General features: G+C 39.2%; 13 protein-coding genes. 11 read left to right on the forward strand and 2 right to left on the reverse strand.

Annotated features, from left to right (window positions below; genetic code table 11):
* Positions 1–3 precede the first annotated feature (3 nt).
* On the reverse strand, positions 4–627 hold the full coding sequence (locus tag KIV10_RS10220) for a WbqC family protein (protein ID WP_214113413.1): 624 nt from the start codon (positions 625–627) through the stop codon (positions 4–6).
* Between the two features lie 230 nt (positions 628–857).
* Here KIV10_RS10220 and KIV10_RS10225 point away from each other — a divergent pair, with 230 nt between their 5' ends.
* The 11 genes from KIV10_RS10225 to KIV10_RS10275 all read left to right on the forward strand — a co-directional run bounded on the left by KIV10_RS10225 (position 858) and on the right by KIV10_RS10275 (position 15,671).
* A complete protein-coding gene (locus KIV10_RS10225; RefSeq protein ID WP_214113414.1) occupies positions 858–3,509 on the forward strand; it encodes a DNA gyrase/topoisomerase IV subunit A in 2,652 nt (883 codons plus the stop codon).
* 201 nt (positions 3,510–3,710) lie between these two features.
* Positions 3,711–5,618 (forward strand): 30S ribosomal protein S1, encoded by a 1,908-nt coding sequence (rpsA, locus tag KIV10_RS10230; RefSeq protein ID WP_214113415.1) that lies wholly within the window; start codon positions 3,711–3,713, stop codon positions 5,616–5,618.
* 159 nt (positions 5,619–5,777) lie between these two features.
* The gene (locus KIV10_RS10235; RefSeq protein ID WP_214113416.1) at positions 5,778–8,231 is read left to right on the forward strand and encodes a zinc-dependent metalloprotease; all 2,454 of its coding nucleotides are present in this window, start codon (positions 5,778–5,780) and stop codon (positions 8,229–8,231) included.
* A 184-nt stretch (positions 8,232–8,415) separates the two neighbouring features.
* Positions 8,416–8,955 (forward strand): bifunctional pyr operon transcriptional regulator/uracil phosphoribosyltransferase PyrR, encoded by a 540-nt coding sequence (gene pyrR, locus KIV10_RS10240; RefSeq protein WP_214113417.1) that lies wholly within the window; start codon positions 8,416–8,418, stop codon positions 8,953–8,955.
* 104 nt (positions 8,956–9,059) lie between these two features.
* The gene (locus KIV10_RS10245) at positions 9,060–9,995 is read left to right on the forward strand and encodes an aspartate carbamoyltransferase catalytic subunit (RefSeq protein WP_214113418.1); all 936 of its coding nucleotides are present in this window, start codon (positions 9,060–9,062) and stop codon (positions 9,993–9,995) included.
* The gene (locus KIV10_RS10250; protein ID WP_214113419.1) at positions 9,985–10,320 is read left to right on the forward strand and encodes a ribonuclease Z; all 336 of its coding nucleotides are present in this window, start codon (positions 9,985–9,987) and stop codon (positions 10,318–10,320) included. Before KIV10_RS10245 ends, KIV10_RS10250 begins: the two co-directional genes overlap by 11 nt.
* A 101-nt stretch (positions 10,321–10,421) precedes the next feature.
* Complete coding sequence (locus KIV10_RS10255) at positions 10,422–11,339, forward strand: ribonuclease Z (protein WP_214113420.1); 918 nt, start codon at positions 10,422–10,424, stop codon at positions 11,337–11,339.
* A gap of 129 nt (positions 11,340–11,468) precedes the next feature.
* Entirely contained in the window at positions 11,469–12,125 is a 657-nt protein-coding gene (gene pdxH, locus KIV10_RS10260; protein ID WP_214113421.1) for a pyridoxamine 5'-phosphate oxidase, read from the forward strand.
* 48 nt (positions 12,126–12,173) lie between these two features.
* Positions 12,174–12,659, forward strand: coding sequence for a SixA phosphatase family protein (locus KIV10_RS10265; protein ID WP_214113422.1), 486 nt, complete (start codon positions 12,174–12,176; stop codon positions 12,657–12,659).
* Entirely contained in the window at positions 12,659–14,755 is a 2,097-nt protein-coding gene (ppk1, locus tag KIV10_RS10270; protein WP_214113423.1) for a polyphosphate kinase 1, read from the forward strand. The genes KIV10_RS10265 and ppk1 overlap by 1 nt, the downstream gene beginning before the upstream one ends.
* A gap of 1 nt (position 14,756) precedes the next feature.
* The gene (locus KIV10_RS10275; RefSeq protein WP_214113424.1) at positions 14,757–15,671 is read left to right on the forward strand and encodes a Ppx/GppA phosphatase family protein; all 915 of its coding nucleotides are present in this window, start codon (positions 14,757–14,759) and stop codon (positions 15,669–15,671) included.
* 75 nt (positions 15,672–15,746) lie between these two features.
* Here the strand turns inward: KIV10_RS10275 and KIV10_RS10280 are convergent, their stop codons facing one another.
* Entirely contained in the window at positions 15,747–17,237 is a 1,491-nt protein-coding gene (locus KIV10_RS10280) for a carboxypeptidase-like regulatory domain-containing protein (protein ID WP_214113425.1), read from the reverse strand.
* Between the last annotated feature and the right edge of the window lie 150 nt (positions 17,238–17,387).

Here is a 17,387-nt window from a genome sequence, read left to right on the forward strand (position 1 = left end):
TCTCTAAATTTTCAATAATTGATTTTCTAAATAAATAAGTGCGCTGGGCCCTTCGTTAAATAGCAAGTCCAAAACCGAGAGATTTGGCAGAAATTCGTGATTCTCTTCCAAAACCTGAGTGTAGGCTTCGGGCTTGAAGTCACTGCTTTTTTTGGCATCAACCAGATACCGAAAATCCATTTCCTCGGGCTCAATTTTATAGGCCACCGTTTTGCTCACATTCACTTCCATTCCCAAAAGTTCACAAAGTACTTCGAAAATCGTAAGATTGTGTTCCAGTAAACTCTCCACAGGTTTTGTAAAAAGGTGTTCCAAATCATCCTCGTAATATTCAAAAAAGGGAGAGGTCCTGTACGCATTTTGAATACTCTTCCAGTGTTGTTCCTGCCAAGGGAAATCGTTTTCTACAATAACATCCTTCGTTTTTCGCCGTTTTCCGCTTTTGCTGTGTTTTATGGGAATATTCAAAAGCAATTTGCCATTGCTGTGCGCAATAAAAGTACGGTTACGGTAGGTTTGTTTTTGGTAATTATCCTCAACTTCAAAAACTACGCTGTCAGCCTGCGCAACGTAGGCCATCTGTTCAATTGTAGGAAAATAGGAGGGATGGAGTAGGATTGTTTTCATTCATTTTACAAAATGAGGATAATTTAGCTGGAATTTTTCTAATTTTAAATTTTAAACTTGATATAGAGTTTTGAAAGTCCAATGATAATAAAATTTACATCAAATTGAAAAATACCTATCAATCTTTTAGAATGAAATTTTCTAAATATAATCTGCTTTTTAAAATCTAAAACCTAAACAAGAAATTTTAATTTATTTAAATAAAATAACTTCTTTACTTTTCAAAATAAATGAGTGACCAACTCAACAATAACGAAGACGAATTAATCCCAAACGAAGAACCAACTTCTTCCGAGGAAACCATCACCAAAGTCACGGGTATGTACCGCGATTGGTTTTTGGATTATGCCAGCTACGTAATCCTGGAACGCGCTGTGCCCGCCATTGAGGATGGTTTTAAGCCCGTACAGCGTCGCATTATGCAAAGCATGAAGGATTTGGACGATGGGCGTTACAACAAGGTTGCGAATATCGTTGGGCACACGATGCAGTACCATCCGCACGGCGATGCAAGTATCGGCGATGCGATGGTACAAATTGGCCAAAAGGATTTACTAATCGATACCCAAGGAAACTGGGGAAATATTTTGACGGGCGACGGCGCAGCGGCTCCGAGATACATTGAGGCGCGCCTTTCCAAGTTTGCATTGGATGTGGTTTATAACCCGAAAGTTACCACGTGGCAGGCTTCCTATGATGGTAGAAAAAAAGAGCCGATCAATCTTCCGGTAAAGTTTCCGTTGCTTTTAAATCAAGGTGGGGAAGGAATTGCGGTTGGGCTTTCCACAAAAATACTTCCGCATAACTTTTTGGAACTCATTGATGCTTCCATCAAACATTTGCAGGGAAAGAAATTCCAAATCTATCCCGATTTTCCAACGGGCGGATTGATTGATGTTGCCGATTACAACGATGGGCTTCGCGCCGGTAAAATTCGCAGTCGGGCGCGCATTAACCAATTGGACAAAAATACGTTGGTAATTACTGAAATTCCCTTCGGAACAAATACTTCATCTTTAATCGATTCCATATTAAAGGCAAATGACAAAGGCAAAATAAAAATCAAAAAAATTGAGGACAATACCGCTGCCGAAGTGGAAATCCAGATTCATTTGCCCAGCGGCATTTCGCCCGATAAAACTATTGATGCGCTGTACGCTTTTACCGCCTGCGAAAGTTCCATCTCGCCGTTGGGGTGCGTAATTGAAGATAACAGACCGTTGTTTATTGGAGTTTCGGAAATGCTTCGTAGAAGCACGGACCGCACCGTGGAGTTGCTGAAAAGCGAGCTTGAAATTCAATTAAATGAATTGGAAGAACAGTGGCATTTTGCTTCTCTTGAACGGATTTTTATTGAAAACAGAATCTACCGGGACATTGAGGAAGAAGAAACCTGGGAAGGCGTGATCTCGGCTATCGACAAAGGTTTGCAACCGCATATTCAACATTTGAAGCGTGCGGTGACCGAGGAAGATATTGTTCGGTTGACAGAAATTCGAATCAAACGGATTTCAAAATTCGATATTGACAAAGCCCAGCAAAAGATTGATGCTTTGGAAGATAGCATAGCTCAAATAAAGCATCACTTAACCCATTTAATTGAATATGCTATTGATTATTTCAAAAGATTGAAGAAGGATTATGGCAGCGGTAAACAGCGAAAAACCGAAATCAGGACTTTTGATGATATTGAGGCAACCAAAGTGGTAATTCGAAATACGAAACTCTACGTAAACCGCGAGGAAGGCTTTGTGGGAACGAGCCTTAAACGTGACGAATACGTTACCGATTGCAGCGATATTGATGACATTATCGTTTTCACGGAAGATGGAACGATGATGGTGACCAAAGTGGATGCAAAAACCTTTGTGGGCAAAGGGATAATCCACGTCGCCGTTTTTAAAAAGAAGGACAAGCGAACTATATACAATTTGATTTATAAAGATGGTGCGCGCGGTGCAAATTATGTAAAGCGTTTTGCAGTAACCTCAGTTACCCGCGATAAGGAATATGATTTGACAAATAGCACCAAAAGTTCCAAAGTCTTGTATTTTACGGCGAATCCCAATGGCGAAGCAGAGGTGGTAACTGTGTATTTACGCCAAAGCGGAAGCATCAAAAAATTAAAATTTGACCTAGATTTTGCAGATCAATTAGTGAAGGGTCGAAATTCCAAAGGGAATATTGTGACCAAATACACAATCAAAAAAATTGAATTGAAGGAAAAGGGTCTTTCAACGCTAAAACCCCGAAAAATATGGTTTGATGATTCAGTTCAGCGGTTAAACGTGGACGAGCGTGGAGAGCTTTTGGGTGAGTTCAGGAAGGAAGATCGCTTGCTTATTGTGAAGCAAACCGGAATTGTGAAAACCGTAATCCCAGATTTACAGCTTCGTTTTGAGGATGACATAATTGTATTGGAAAAATGGGATCCAAAAAAGCCATTAAGTGCCATTTATTGGGAAGGCGAAAAGGAACTTTTCTATGTAAAACGTTTCCTCATTGAGCATCCGGACAAAGAAGATTTGATAATTACGGAGCATTCAAATTCCTATCTCGAAAAGATTTTTACGGATTATCGCCCGATGGCCGAAGTGGTTTTTGCCAAAAAAAGAGGGCAGGAGCGTGAGGAGAATTTAGAATTGAATCTAGAGGATTTCATTGCAATAAAGGGAATAACCGCAATGGGCAACCAGCTTACCAAGGAAAAAGTGTTAGAAATAAATACTATGGAACCTTTGCCTTACGAGCCGCCAGCGCCCATTGAAACAGAGGAAATTGATGTTGTGGATGAAGAGGATATTGCTTCGGAAAACACGAATGCTGAAAATACCGGGAATGATTCTATTGCAGATGAAGACGGGCAGGGGAGGCTGTTTTAATTTCAATATCCAAACCTTTTGATTTTCAAAAGAAAAAACCTATTTTTGCGCCCCTCTTAGCGACGAGTCAAGAATAAGAGAAATAGAACAAACTAAAACAAACCCTTCTGTGGGATGGTCGCATAAAATTCTTGTAACAGCACAGGATACAAAGTATTGGTTTTTAAGGATTAATTCTGAAGAAATCAATTTTACAAACAAATGGCTGATAAAGCAAACAAAGAAGTAGCTGAAGAAAAAGCTGCAAAACAAGAAGAAAAAACAGCGGTTGCAGAAATGACAACTGAAGAAACCAACACAAAAGAGCTTGAGATAAAAGAAAACAGCAAGCCTAAAGCTGAGGTTTCGCTTAAGGAAAAAGATCCTGAAAAATTCTTAAAGGAATTTAACTGGCACAATTACGAAGAGGGCATTGACCCTATCGATGATGGCAAGTTGGAAGAATTTGAGAAATTGGTAGCTGAAAATTTTGTTGATACACTTGACGATGAGGTTGTTGAGGGTAAAGTAGTTTTCATTACAGACCGCGATGCTATAATTGACATCAATGCGAAGAGTGAAGGTGTAGTATCCTTGAACGAATTCCGCTACAATCCAGATTTAAAAGTAGGTGACAAAGTAGAAGTTTTGATAGATGTTCGTGAGGACAGCACTGGTCAATTAATTCTTAGCCACCGTAAAGCCCGTACTATTAAAGCGTGGGATCGCGTAAATGCTGCCCACGATAAAGGAACAATAGTAAACGGTTACGTAAAATGCCGCACAAAAGGTGGTATGATTGTAGACGTTTTTGGTATCGAGGCGTTCTTGCCAGGTTCACAAATTGATGTGAAGCCAATCCGTGATTATGATGTTTACGTTGGTAAGACAATGGAATTTAAAGTGGTGAAAATCAATCACGAGTTCAAAAACGTTGTTGTTTCGCATAAAGCGCTTATTGAAGCAGATATTGAAGAGCAGAAAAAAGAAATCATCGGGCAGCTTGAAAAAGGACAGGTACTTGAAGGTGTTGTTAAAAACATTACTTCATACGGAGTATTTGTTGATCTTGGTGGCGTTGATGGACTTGTTCACATTACAGACCTTTCTTGGTCACGCATCAACCACCCGAACGAGATTGTTGAGCTAGATCAAAAATTGAACGTAGTTATTCTTGATTTTGATGAAGATAAAACACGTATCCAGTTAGGTCTTAAGCAATTAAACCCACATCCATGGGAAGCTTTGGGTGATGAGTTGAAAGTTGGTGACAAAGTAAAAGGTAAGGTAGTTGTAATTGCAGATTACGGTGCCTTCATTGAAGTTGCCGAAGGTGTTGAAGGTCTTATCCACGTAAGCGAAATGTCTTGGAGCACGCACTTGCGCAGCGCACAGGATTTCGTAAACGTTGGTGACGAGGTTGAAGCGGTAATCCTTACAATGGATAAGGAAGAACGTAAGATGAGCCTTGGTATCAAACAAATGACTCCAGACCCATGGACAGATATCACTAAAAAATACCCTGTAGGTTCACGCCACAAAGGTATTGTTCGTAACTTCACCAACTTTGGTGTTTTTGTTGAACTTGAAGAAGGTATTGACGGTCTTATTTACATCAGTGATCTTTCTTGGACCAAGAAAATCAAGCACCCAAGTGAATTCACAAACATTGGTGATGAGCTTGAAGTGGTTGTATTGGAATTAGATGTTGAAGGACGCAAGTTAAGCTTGGGCCACAAACAGACCGAGGAAAATCCTTGGGATAAATATGAAAACGAATTTGCCGTAGGCACTAAGCACACTGCAACTATCGATGAAGTAGTGGACAAAGGTGCAACAATCAAATTCAATGATGATATTGTAGCATTTGTACCAAGCCGTCACCTTGAAAAAGAAGATGGTTCTATGTTGAAAAAAGGTGATGAGGCAGAATTCCAAATTATTGAATTCAATAAGGAATTCAAGAAAGTGGTAGCTTCGCACATGAGTATCCACAAAGAAGAAGAAGCTAAAATTGTAAAAGCTGCGGCTAAAAAGCAAGCTCAGGAAGCTGAGGAGGCAAAACCAACACTTGGTGATGCCAATGCAAAATTACAAGAGCTTAAAGATAGAATGGACGGTAAAAAATAATCGCTCCATTTATAATTAATGAAAAGCCTTCCGGTTAATGGAGGGCTTTTTTTTTGTTTTAAATCTTCATCGTTGAAAAATAAAAAACCATCAAATTAATGAAAATCACTTTCGATAAAAATAAAAATGATTAAATTCAAAATCTTTTTAAAATTTATTATGAAGCTAAAATTTATCATACCACTTCTGCTTTTAATTACGCTATCCTGCGCAACCCCAAAAAAAGCATCGAAAGGAAAATCCGAAACCACCGAAAAAGGTGCAGACAAAGACAAAGTTGCAATAAAGCCCTACGATAAGGTTATAACCAAAGATGCCAAAACGGATGACGGACTCTTTAAAGTGCACACGGTCAAGGACGATTTTTTCTACGAAATTCCAGATTCCCTTTTCAATAGGGAAATGTTGATGGTAACCCGCATCGCCAAAACGGCTACCAACATAGGATTTGGTGGCGGAAAAACAAATACCCAAGTGCTTCGGTGGGAAAAAAAGCCCAACAAGGTATTGCTTCGGGTGGTTTCACATCAAATTTTTGCAGCTGATTCGCTTCCCATTCACGAGGCGGTGGTCAACTCAAATTTCGAACCCGTTCTATTTTCATTTGACATCCGCGCATTTAATAAAGATACTACGGCAACTGTAATTGAAGTAAATAAACTTTTTGAAACAGACGTTCGCCCGCTCGGGATGCCAAATGATTACAGGGAAGAATATAAAATAACGAGCCTTGAAAAAGAGCGTTCCTATATTGAAAGTATAAAATCATATCCACTAAATATTGAATCGCGCCACGTAAAAACCTATGTGGCCAAAGAACCTCCCAGTAATTCAGATTTGGGTTCAATTTCGGTGGAAATGAATAACAGCATGGTGTTGCTCCCAAAGGTTCCCATGAAGCGTCGCTATTTTGATGAGCGCGTGGGTTGGTTTGCACGAGGCCAGACGGATTATGGACTGGATAGGCAGGAAAGCAAAACTGTGAAATATTTGGACAGATGGCGATTGGAAGTTAGAGATGAAGATATGGCTGCTTTTGAAAGAGGCGAGCTTGTAGTTCCCAAAAAACAGATTGTTTATTATATTGATAGGGCAACACCAGTAAAATGGAGAAAATACATAAAAGAAGGAATTGAGGATTGGCAAGTTGCCTTTGAAGCTGCCGGTTTTAAGGAAGCCATTATCGCCAAAGATCCTCCTACGGTAGCTGAGGACCCAGAATGGTCACCGGAAGATGTACGGTATTCGGTAGTGCGTTATTTAGCATCACCTATCCCCAATGCCAATGGTCCCCACGTGAGCGATCCTAGAAGCGGCGAAATTTTGGAGAGTGACATCAATTGGTACCATAATGTAATGACGCTTCTGCGCAACTGGTATTTTGTACAGACTGCGGCGGTTAATCCCGAGGCTCGCGGTGTGGCATTCAAAGATGAAATTATGGGCAGATTGATTCGCTTTGTATCTTCCCACGAGGTGGGCCACACGCTGGGCCTGCCACATAATATGGGGAGTAGTGTTGCGTATCCCGTAGATTCGCTTCGTTCAGTGGATTTCACAAAAAAATACGGAACCGCACCATCCATTATGGATTATGCTCGTTTCAACTACATTGCACAGCCTGGCGATGGAGATGTGGCTTTAATGCCGAATATAGGCGTATATGATAAATACGCAATTAAATGGGGATACAAGCCACTTCCAAATCTTTCAGCCGAAGCCGAAAAGAAAACATTGGACTCTTGGATTTTGGAACACGCCGGTGACCCAATGTATCGTTTTGGGAGCCAGCAAAGGGGAGTAATTGATCCCAGCAGCCAAACGGAAGACTTGGGTGATGATGCGGTGAAAGCGAGTTTGTATGGGATTTCGAATTTAAAATTGATTATGCCCAAGTTAATTGAATATACACGCGAGGATGGCAAGGATTACGAAGATCTTTCAAAAATGTATGATCAAGTGGTGGCGCAATTCAACAGATATATGGGCCACGTGGCGGCTAACATTGGCGGGGTTTATGAATATTACAAAACGTATGATCAAAATGGCGCAGTATATACCCACGTACCAAAAGCCAAGCAAGAGGAAAGTATGGAATTTTTACAGGACCAACTTTTTGCGACACCAGAATGGTTGATCGACGAGGAAATTTTCAATAAAATTCAATTTGATGGGAGCATTGAAAATGTACGACAGATGCAAGCAAGAACCTTGGAAAATGTCTTGGACTTTGGTAGAATGGCACGTATCATTGAAAATGAATCCATTAATGGGAAAGACAGCTATTCGCTTTTGGAAATGATGGATGATTTAAGAAGTGGCATTTTCAGTGAATTAAAAAATGGAAAGGCAATTGATACATACAGAAGAAATCTACAACGTGCCTATGTTGATAGATTGGAATATTTAATGACAAAAGAACAGGAGGGGAGAAACCGCACAAAAGTGGATGTAAACCAGAGTGACATTCGCTCTGTGGCGCGTGCGGAACTTAAAACTTTGGACAACGACATTCGCAACGCAATTGGAAGAATCAGTGATAAAATGAGCAAAATCCATTTGTTGGATCTTCGGGAGCGTATAAATATTATTTTGAATCCGTACGCGAAATAATTTTCAGAATTATCTCTGAACAAAAACTAAGACTTTCTAAATAAAGCAGTCGTTTGGCAGCTTCGTTTTAGAAAGTCTTTTAGTTTGAATTGAAACAATCATATTTTCAATCAAAATGCATTTCTTCATTTCTAAAGAATAAAAAAACCGTATTTTTGAAATCTGATAAATATTCAGACTTCCTATGAGCCAAAAAGTGTTATTGAACGCAACCGAAATAAACATTGCGCTTAACCGTTTGGCCTGCCAATTAATAGAAAATCACCATAATTTTTCGGAGACCGTACTTGTGGGCATTCAACCGCGGGGTGTTTTTTTGGCAGAAAGATTAAAATCGCTGCTTGAAACCGAATATAAAATCAAGGATATAAAACTTGGGTATTTGGACATCACGTTTTTTAGGGATGATTTTAGGCGAAGTGAAAAACCGCTTGAGGCAAACAAAACCAGAATCGATTTTATTGTAGAGAATAAAAAAGTAGTCTTTATAGATGATGTGCTATTTACCGGAAGAAGCATCCGCTCGGCATTGACTGCCATTCAATCTTTTGGGAGACCGCTGGAAATTGAACTCTTGACCTTAATAGACCGCCGTTTCAGTCGGCATTTGCCTATACAGCCCGATTATCGTGGAAGGCAAGTGGATGCCATAAACGGAGAAAAGGTAAAGGTTTGCTGGAAAGAAAATGACGGCGAAGATGCTGTTTATTTGGTTAAGAGTTAAGATTTATGAATCAAGAATTATTTTTTGCCAACAGCCAACAGCCAACAGCCAACAACCGATAACCAATAACAGACAACCGATAACCGACAACTGAATACTAAAAAATGGAACTAAGTGTAAAACACTTATTGGGAATAAAATATATAACCGAAGCCGATATCCAACTCATCTTCGAAACGGCAGACCATTTCAAGGAAGTTATCAATAGGCCCATAAAAAAAGTGCCTTCACTGCGAGATATAACCATTGCCAATCTTTTCTTTGAAAATAGTACCCGTACAAAACTTTCCTTTGAGCTCGCCGAGAAAAGGCTTTCGGCAGATGTTATCAATTTTGCTTCATCGAGTTCCTCTGTGACCAAAGGTGAAACCTTAATCGATACCGTAAATAACATTCTCTCGATGAAAGTAGATATGGTCGTGATGCGCCATCCCAATCCCGGTGCAGGCGTATTTCTTTCAAAACATATCAATGCAAGTATCGTAAATGCCGGTGATGGTGCGCACGAGCATCCCACGCAGGCTTTATTGGATTGCTATTCCATTCGGGAAAAATTGGGCGATGTAGCTGGCAAAAAAATAGTGATTGTGGGAGATATTCTACATTCAAGAGTTGCTCTTTCCAATATATTTGCGCTTCAAAAACTTGGAGCTTCCGTAAAAGTGTGCGGTCCAAAAACATTGATTCCCAAATATATAGAAGAATTTGGTGTAGGTTTTGAACCAAATCTAAAAAAAGCCCTGGAATGGTGTGATGTTGCAAATATGTTGCGTGTGCAAAACGAACGGATGGATATAAGCTATTTTCCAACTACACGCGAATACACACAGCAATTTGGGCTGAATAAAAAATTGCTGGATTCGCTTGGGAAAGAAATTCTTATTATGCATCCGGGTCCTATCAATCGCGGGGTAGAAATTACAAGTGATGTGGCAGACAGTAAGCAATCGATTATATTGGAACAAGTTCAAAACGGGGTTGCGGTACGTATGGCGGTAATCTATTTATTGGCTTCAAAAATAAAACACGATGAAAATTAAAAATCATAACAATTTTGTTGTTTTGGAAGATGAAAAAGATGATATCGCAGATTTTGCGAACTTCATCGAAGCCCAAGTTCCTTCAAAATACAAAGGGCAGAACGTGGTGCTCAACCTTTTAAAATATGATTCGTTAGTGCTGCCTGAACTTCTTTTATTTTTGAATACTTCCAACCTTCACCGAAAAACAAAACAATCCTTCGTAATTGTGAACGACGCGATTAATCCAGATGAAATTCCCTACGAAATTATAGCGGTGCCAACCCTCAAAGAAGCTGAGGACATTATTGAAATGGAAGAAATAGAACGCGATTTGGGATTTTAAAGTAGTTTTCAGTCGCGGTTTAATAATGAATATTGAACACAACTGCAAAATTCTAAATTTTTAAACCCTAAACCCTAAACCCTAAACCTTAAACTTGAAACTTGAAACTGACAATTTTAGGCTGCCATAGTGCCACCCCTACCGTTTCTGCCCACCCAACCGCACAGGTCTTGGAAATAAAGGGACATCTATTTTTGATAGATTGTGGCGAGGGAACACAGGTTCAGTTACGAAAGTATAAAATTAAATTTTCGCGCATCAGGCGTATTTTTATCTCCCATTTACACGGCGATCATTTTTTTGGACTCGTGGGATTGATTTCCACGTTTCGGCTTATGGGAAGAAATGCTGAGCTTCACGTTTACGGTCCCAAAGGGATTAAAGAGGCCATTTTGCTTTTTCTAAAATTGGGGAAATCATATACCAATTATCCCTTATATTTTCACGAACTCGACACCACTATTCCCGAGCTCATTTTTGAGGACGACAAGGTTTCGGTGGAGACTATTCCTTTGGAGCACAGGGTTTATACCAACGGATTTTTGTTTCGGGAAAAACCTGCGGATCGCACGCTCAACGTTGATGCTGCAAGGGCTGCAAATGTTGATTTAAGCTATTACAATAAAATAAAGCAAGGTTTTGATGTTGAAAACAAGGAAGGAAAAATAATTCCGAATAAGGAAATCACCTTTGATCCACCAGCTCCAAAATCGTATGCTTACTGCAGTGATACCGCATATCATCCACAAATGGTTGACCAGGTTACAGAGGTGGATGTTATGTATCATGAATCCACTTTTCTGGAGGAACACCACCATTTGGCTGAAAAAACTAAGCATAGCACCGCAAAGGAAGCAGCTGCAATTGCCAAAAAGGCGAAAATAAAAACACTCATTTTAGGGCATTATTCAGGGAGGTATGGCAATTTGGAATTTTTCAGGAATGAAGCTCAGGAAGTTTTTTTGGGCAAAATTGAATTGGCAGAAGATGGAAAGCGTTTTGATTTTTCAAAAAAATGAGCGTTGAAGTATTTGATTTTCTTACATATTTATGTTTCGCATCCATTGCGCTAAAATTTTAATACATATTTAATAGCCCGCTATTTTAAAGCTTCGGCAAAACTAGTAACTTGCGTGAAAACATCGATTATGGCTGAAAACCTTCATTCCGTGCGGAAATCTTATGAAAAGGATGAGCTCTCAAAAAAATCAATTGCGGAAAAACCGATGGATCAGTTCAGCCATTGGTTTTCAGAATTGAAGAAAACCAACGAGCTCGACGAAATCCACGAATTAAATGCAATGACCCTCACAACAATGGGTATCGACGGGTTTCCAAAAGGACGCGTAGTTCTTCTGAAAAAATTTGATGCGGAAGGTTTTTATTTTTATACCAATTACGGGAGTGAAAAAGGCAAGGCCATTGCCGAAAATCCAAAGGTCTCACTCTCTTTTTTTTGGCCAAATCTGGAACGGCAGGTAATCGTTAAAGGTATAGCCGAAAAAACTTCAGAAGAGGATTCTTCAGAATATTTCCATTCCAGGCCTAAAGGCAGTCAGCTGGGAGCTGCGGTCTCCCAGCAAAGTTCTGTGGTGGAATCCAGGGATATTTTAGAAGAAAAATTGAAAGAACTGGAAAAGAAATATGAGAATGTTGAAGTTCCCAAACCCTTGGAATGGGGAGGTTACAAAATTACACCGCTCTTTATGGAGTTTTGGCAAGGGCGCCGCAATAGGTTGCACGACCGCATTCTTTACACCTTGGAAAAAGGCGGTACTTGGAAAATTGAAAGGTTGGCACCCTAATCCGTTAAAAAGAAAGAAATCCTGCGCCATCCATTAAACTTAAAACTTATGAAAACACTATATTTTGTTAGGCACGCAAAATCTTCTTGGAAATACGATGTTGATGATCATAAACGTCCATTGAAAGGCCGCGGAGAGCGCGATGGAAAATTGGTTTCAAAAGAAGTGAGCCTAAGTATTGAGCAGCCCGAAAAGATAATCAGTAGTGATGCCACACGGGCATTGACCACGGCGCATTTTTTCAAAAAAGCGTTAAAAGTGGACGATGCAAATTTTGAGACGAATCACGACCTATACGATTTTAGTGGCCAGAACGTAATGCGGATTATAAAATCCCTTCCAGATAATCTTGACACAGTAATGATCGTTGGGCACAACCACGCATTTACTTCCGTAGTAAATATGCTGGGGAACAAATACATTGAAAATGTGCCAACATGTGGCTTTGTGATGCTACAATTTGAAGAGGAAAAATGGAGCAGTATAACTACGGGAAAAACCGTAAAAACCGTATTCCCCAGGGATCTTAAATAATGACCGAGAAAATAGAAACCCACACCAGCAAGCGCAACATATACAATAACAGGGAGTTAAGTTGGCTCCAGTTTAATGCGCGCGTATTACAGGAAGCAAATGACAAAAAAATTCCGCTTATTGAAAGGCTTCGGTTTTTGGGGATTTTTTCAAATAATCTTGATGAATTCTTCAAAGTGCGTTATGCCACAATAAAACGCATTGTGGAAGCGGGAAAAATGGGCAGAAATTTTTTGGGCGGTATTTCGGCAAAAGATCTTTTGGAGGAAATTACCCAAACTGTGATAGACCAGCAAGCGCATAGTTTGAACATTCTAAGCGATATTCAGGAAGAACTTAAAAAGGAGAATATATTCATTATTGATGAAACGGAAGTTTCACCGGAGCAGAGCAAGTTTATTTCAGAATATTTTGTGCGGAACGTGAGCCCGGCGATGATGACCATTATGATTGGTGAACTGGATGAATTCCCAAGTTTGCGGGACAGTGCCGCCTATCTTGCGGTAAAAATGGTAATGAGCAAGGAAGACGAAACCTTTGAAGCCAAGCATAATTACGCCCTTATTGAAATCCCACGTACCATAAACAGGTTTGTTGTGCTGCCGCAGGAAGGGGAAAAGCAGTATGTAATAATCCTTGACGATCTTATCCGGCATTGCCTGCACAATATTTTCAGTATTTTTAAATACGAAAGTATCTCTGCACATATGATCAAAATTACGCGCGATGCGGAATTAGACATTGATAGCGACTTAAGCCGAAGTTTCATCGATAAAATTTCAAAAAGCGTAAAAAATAGAAGTGTGGGAGATCCCGTGCGCTTTGTTTACGATAAAAATATTGATAAAACTACGCTTCAATTTCTTCTGAAAAAGATGGGAATTGATAAAACGGACAGCATTATTCCCGGAGGCCGTTATCACAACCGAAGGGATTATATGGGCTTTCCAAGATTGGGACGGCCAGATTTACAGTATGAGCCAAAGGAGCCGTTGCCCATTCCCGGGCTAAGCCTGCAAGGTAGCCTTTTTGATAAAATTGCAGAAAAGGATTATTTGCTGCACACGCCGTATCAAACATTTTCATACGTGGTAAAATTTTTGCGCGAGGCGGCGCTGGACCCTAAAGTGAAATCGATAAGAATTACCATTTATCGCCTAGCGGAAGTTTCGCACATTGCGAGTTCGCTGATAAATGCAAAGAAAAATGGAAAGGACGTAACCGTACAGATTGAGCTGCGGGCGCGTTTTGATGAGGAAGCGAATATTGGCTACGCCGAACTTTTACAGAGCGAGGACATCCGGTTGATATTTGGCGTAAAGGGTTTAAAGGTGCACAGCAAGGTTTGTTTGATTGAAAGATTGGAGAACGATAAATTGATGCGCTACGGAATAATAAGCACAGGAAATTTTAATGAATCCACGGCACGAATTTACACGGATTATACACTGTTTACTGCAGACCAGAGAATTTGTAAGGAAATATATAAGGTTTTTGAATTCTTCGAAGTAAATTATCAAGTAAAAAAATATAGGCATTTAATAGTTTCGCCACACTACACGCGCAATGCGCTCTATCATTTAATCGAAAATGAAATAAAAAACAAAAAAGCAGGCTTGCCCAGTGGAATCAAATTAAAATTGAACAGCCTTTCAGATTTTAAAATGATTGACAAATTGTACGAAGCGAGCAGGGCTGGGGTAAAAATAAAAATGATCGTGCGCGGAATTTGTTGCCTTATTCCCGGCGTGGAGGGAATGAGTGAAAATATTGAGGCAATTAGCATTGTGGGAAAATTTTTGGAACATCCGCGATTGTTTATCTTTGAAAACGCGGGCGATATTAAGGTTTATATTTCTTCCGCAGATTTTATGGGAAGAAATCTGGATAACCGGGTAGAAATTACGTGCCCTATTTACAACGCGGATATAAAAAAGGAGATTTTGGAGAATTTTGAAATAGGCTGGAGCGATAATGTGAAAGCACGTGTAATAAGCATTAAAAATGACAATGCCTATTTGAAGAATGACAAACCTCCCGTCCGTTCCCAGTTTAAAATGTATGATTATTATTTAAACAAATTAGAAGTAAAATAGGTTGTTGAATATTGAAAAATATGGAGCGGTAGATATTGGCAGTAACGCAATTAGGCTGCTTATTGCCACCGTTATTGAACAGGAGGGAAAGGATACGCACTTTAAAAAAACTTCGTTGGTGCGCGTACCCATCCGTTTGGGTGCAGATGTTTTCCTTGAAGGAAAAATTTCTGAAGCCAACGCTAAAAGAATGGTTGATGCCATGAAAGCATTTACCCTTTTAATGAAAACCCACGGAATAAAAAGGTTTAGGGCTTGTGCAACATCTGCTATGAGGGAAGCGCAAAATGGAGCCGAAATAGCTAAATTGATTAAAAAGGAAACCGGACTGACCATTAATATTATAGATGGTAATGATGAAGCCAATATAATAGCTTCTACAGATTTAAAGAGCTTAATTCAAGATGATAAGGTTTTTTTATATGTTGATGTGGGTGGCGGAAGCACCGAATTTACAGTTTTCGCAAATGGAAAAACCGTGGCTTCCCGAAGTTTCAAATTAGGAACCGTCCGTCTTCTCGAAGGGCAAGTAGAGGACAGTATGTGGCAGGATGTTGAAGATTGGATAAAAAAGGAGACCAAAAGCTACCCCAAGGTTTCTATGATAGGGAGCGGCGGTAACATTAATAGTATTTACAAAAGCAGTGGCAAGAAAATAGGAAAACCATTGAGCTACTTTTACCTATCCAGTTATTACGAATACCTAAAATCATTCTCCTACGAAGAACGTATTTTTGAGCTTGATATGAATCCAGATAGGGCAGATGTAGTAGTTCCAGCAACACGAATTTATCTGTCGGCAATGAAGTGGAGCAAAGCCAAGAATGTATATGTTCCAAAAATTGGTTTAAGTGACGGAATTATAAAAAGCCTTTATAATGAAAAAGTTGCGGAGGAAATCACTGTTGACAATTAGCAATTAGCATTTAACGTTTATCTATTGAAGATAAATTTTGTAAAAATTTAAATTAGCTGCCTTTTATTATCAAATTTATTCCACTTTAAATTCACGCATTTCTTTTAGCGGTTCCAGCGTGTTGATGTTTGTCCAGATGGACGCATCGTATGCGTTTAATAATTGATATTCATCTGTTGGGGCTTCCGAGAAAACCTGAAATTCTGAAGTATCTAGTGCAGTTGTTTCTAAAAGCAACAACTCGTTCTTCTCCATCACATGTCCTTCGATCATAAAATCAAATGCTACTTTATTTTTTTCCGAAGCATTATTCTCAATAAATTTTAAGGGCCTGTGCACATAAATGTATGAGCCGGATTCTTGGTTGATGTATTTTGGAAAATAGCTGTTCAACTTTTCATTTTTGGTATAGATTATTGTTCCAGATTGGATGTCTTCAGCATATTTAATCCCCAGTAAAAACTTCAGATTTAATTTTTCGCCGCTCTTTCCTTCGGCAAAGGAATATTCAATTTTCAGAATGGCATAATCCTCATTTGAAATATATATTTTGCCCTCGTATTTCGCCTTTCTGCGATCTGGGATAAATGATACTACATACACTAAATTCCCATTAAAGTCTGAAATCTCATCAAGTTCGTATTCATAATACTTAGGTTCTGTGATAAAATCCATTTTTTCAGGGGAATCAAACATAAACTCTTGGATGGTTTGCGCCATTTTTTTTCTCACATCTGCTGGAATAATTTTTTGATCTTCTTCAATTTCCTCTTTAATCTGGTTGGTTTCCGTCAGGGACATTTTTTCTTCCAAAGTAAAAAGACCCGATTTTAACTTATACGTTTTGGTAGTATCAAGGTGCCGCAGAATTATGGTTGACGCTTTTTTTTGAATATTTTCAAAAGAAACCTTGTTATTGATATCAAGAAGTTTGGTGGCCTTTATAATTTCAATTTTTTGATTTTCTGAATCTTGATTATAAAGATTGCACAACATATCAATATATCGCTGTGCGGGCGGCCTGTTTGTTACATCATTGGATAATTTCTGCAATTGCTGGTTGCTTTGTTGCAGTTGTGATTTATTGAAACCCGTGGATTTTTCAATTTCTATTTCCACGGAAGAAGGTTTAAAAAACGAACTCTGTCTTTTGAACAGTTTATACTTTGTATTCCCGCTAATATAATTACTGGGCAAATTTTTCCTAACGCGTTGCATGATACTATCGGCATTGGGGCGCTGGTTGCTCACGTAGACCGTGCTCAGCTGGTTCAGGGCTTCAGAGAGGCGAATAATATGATTCTTTTCACGCAGTTTTTTCAATGTTACTGTTTGGCTCAAATAACCCATCGCCGAAGTGGTCAGCTCCACATCCCCTTGACTTTGCGCTGCATAAAAACTGAAATTTCCTTCCGTATTGCTCACCACGCCCTCATTTTTTCCATACTGAATTGTAACAAAAGGAATGGGTTCTGAGGTTTTGGCATCAACAATTTTTCCAGAAATATCTTGTGAAAAGCCCAACTCGACTAAAAGTAGGCAGAAGGCGAAGCATATTTTTTTCATAGGAATGTGAGTAGTTGTATTTTTTATAGACGTGTTTGGGAAATGTTTGTTACATCATTATTTCTTTAAAAATTGATGACCAAAACCTTTTGCGAAACCTTTTTTTAATTTCTTTTTTAGAAAGTTGTAATTGCTAAATAGTATTTTAGC

Origin of the sequence: Aequorivita echinoideorum, from assembly GCF_018476645.1 — a bacterium.
Lineage (GTDB): Bacteria > Bacteroidota > Bacteroidia > Flavobacteriales > Flavobacteriaceae > Aequorivita > Aequorivita echinoideorum.

Coding starts and splice junctions, on each gene's coding strand:
- KIV10_RS10220 (WP_214113413.1), bottom strand. CDS start 627: ATGAAAACAATCCTACTCCATCCCTCCTATTTTCCTACAATTGAACAG.
- KIV10_RS10225 (WP_214113414.1), top strand. CDS start 858: ATGAGTGACCAACTCAACAATAACGAAGACGAATTAATCCCAAACGAA.
- rpsA (WP_214113415.1), top strand. CDS start 3,711: ATGGCTGATAAAGCAAACAAAGAAGTAGCTGAAGAAAAAGCTGCAAAA.
- KIV10_RS10235 (WP_214113416.1), top strand. CDS start 5,778: ATGAAGCTAAAATTTATCATACCACTTCTGCTTTTAATTACGCTATCC.
- pyrR (WP_214113417.1), top strand. CDS start 8,416: ATGAGCCAAAAAGTGTTATTGAACGCAACCGAAATAAACATTGCGCTT.
- KIV10_RS10245 (WP_214113418.1), top strand. CDS start 9,060: ATGGAACTAAGTGTAAAACACTTATTGGGAATAAAATATATAACCGAA.
- KIV10_RS10250 (WP_214113419.1), top strand. CDS start 9,985: ATGAAAATTAAAAATCATAACAATTTTGTTGTTTTGGAAGATGAAAAA.
- pdxH (WP_214113421.1), top strand. CDS start 11,469: ATGGCTGAAAACCTTCATTCCGTGCGGAAATCTTATGAAAAGGATGAG.
- KIV10_RS10265 (WP_214113422.1), top strand. CDS start 12,174: ATGAAAACACTATATTTTGTTAGGCACGCAAAATCTTCTTGGAAATAC.
- ppk1 (WP_214113423.1), top strand. CDS start 12,659: ATGACCGAGAAAATAGAAACCCACACCAGCAAGCGCAACATATACAAT.
- KIV10_RS10280 (WP_214113425.1), bottom strand. CDS start 17,237: ATGAAAAAAATATGCTTCGCCTTCTGCCTACTTTTAGTCGAGTTGGGC.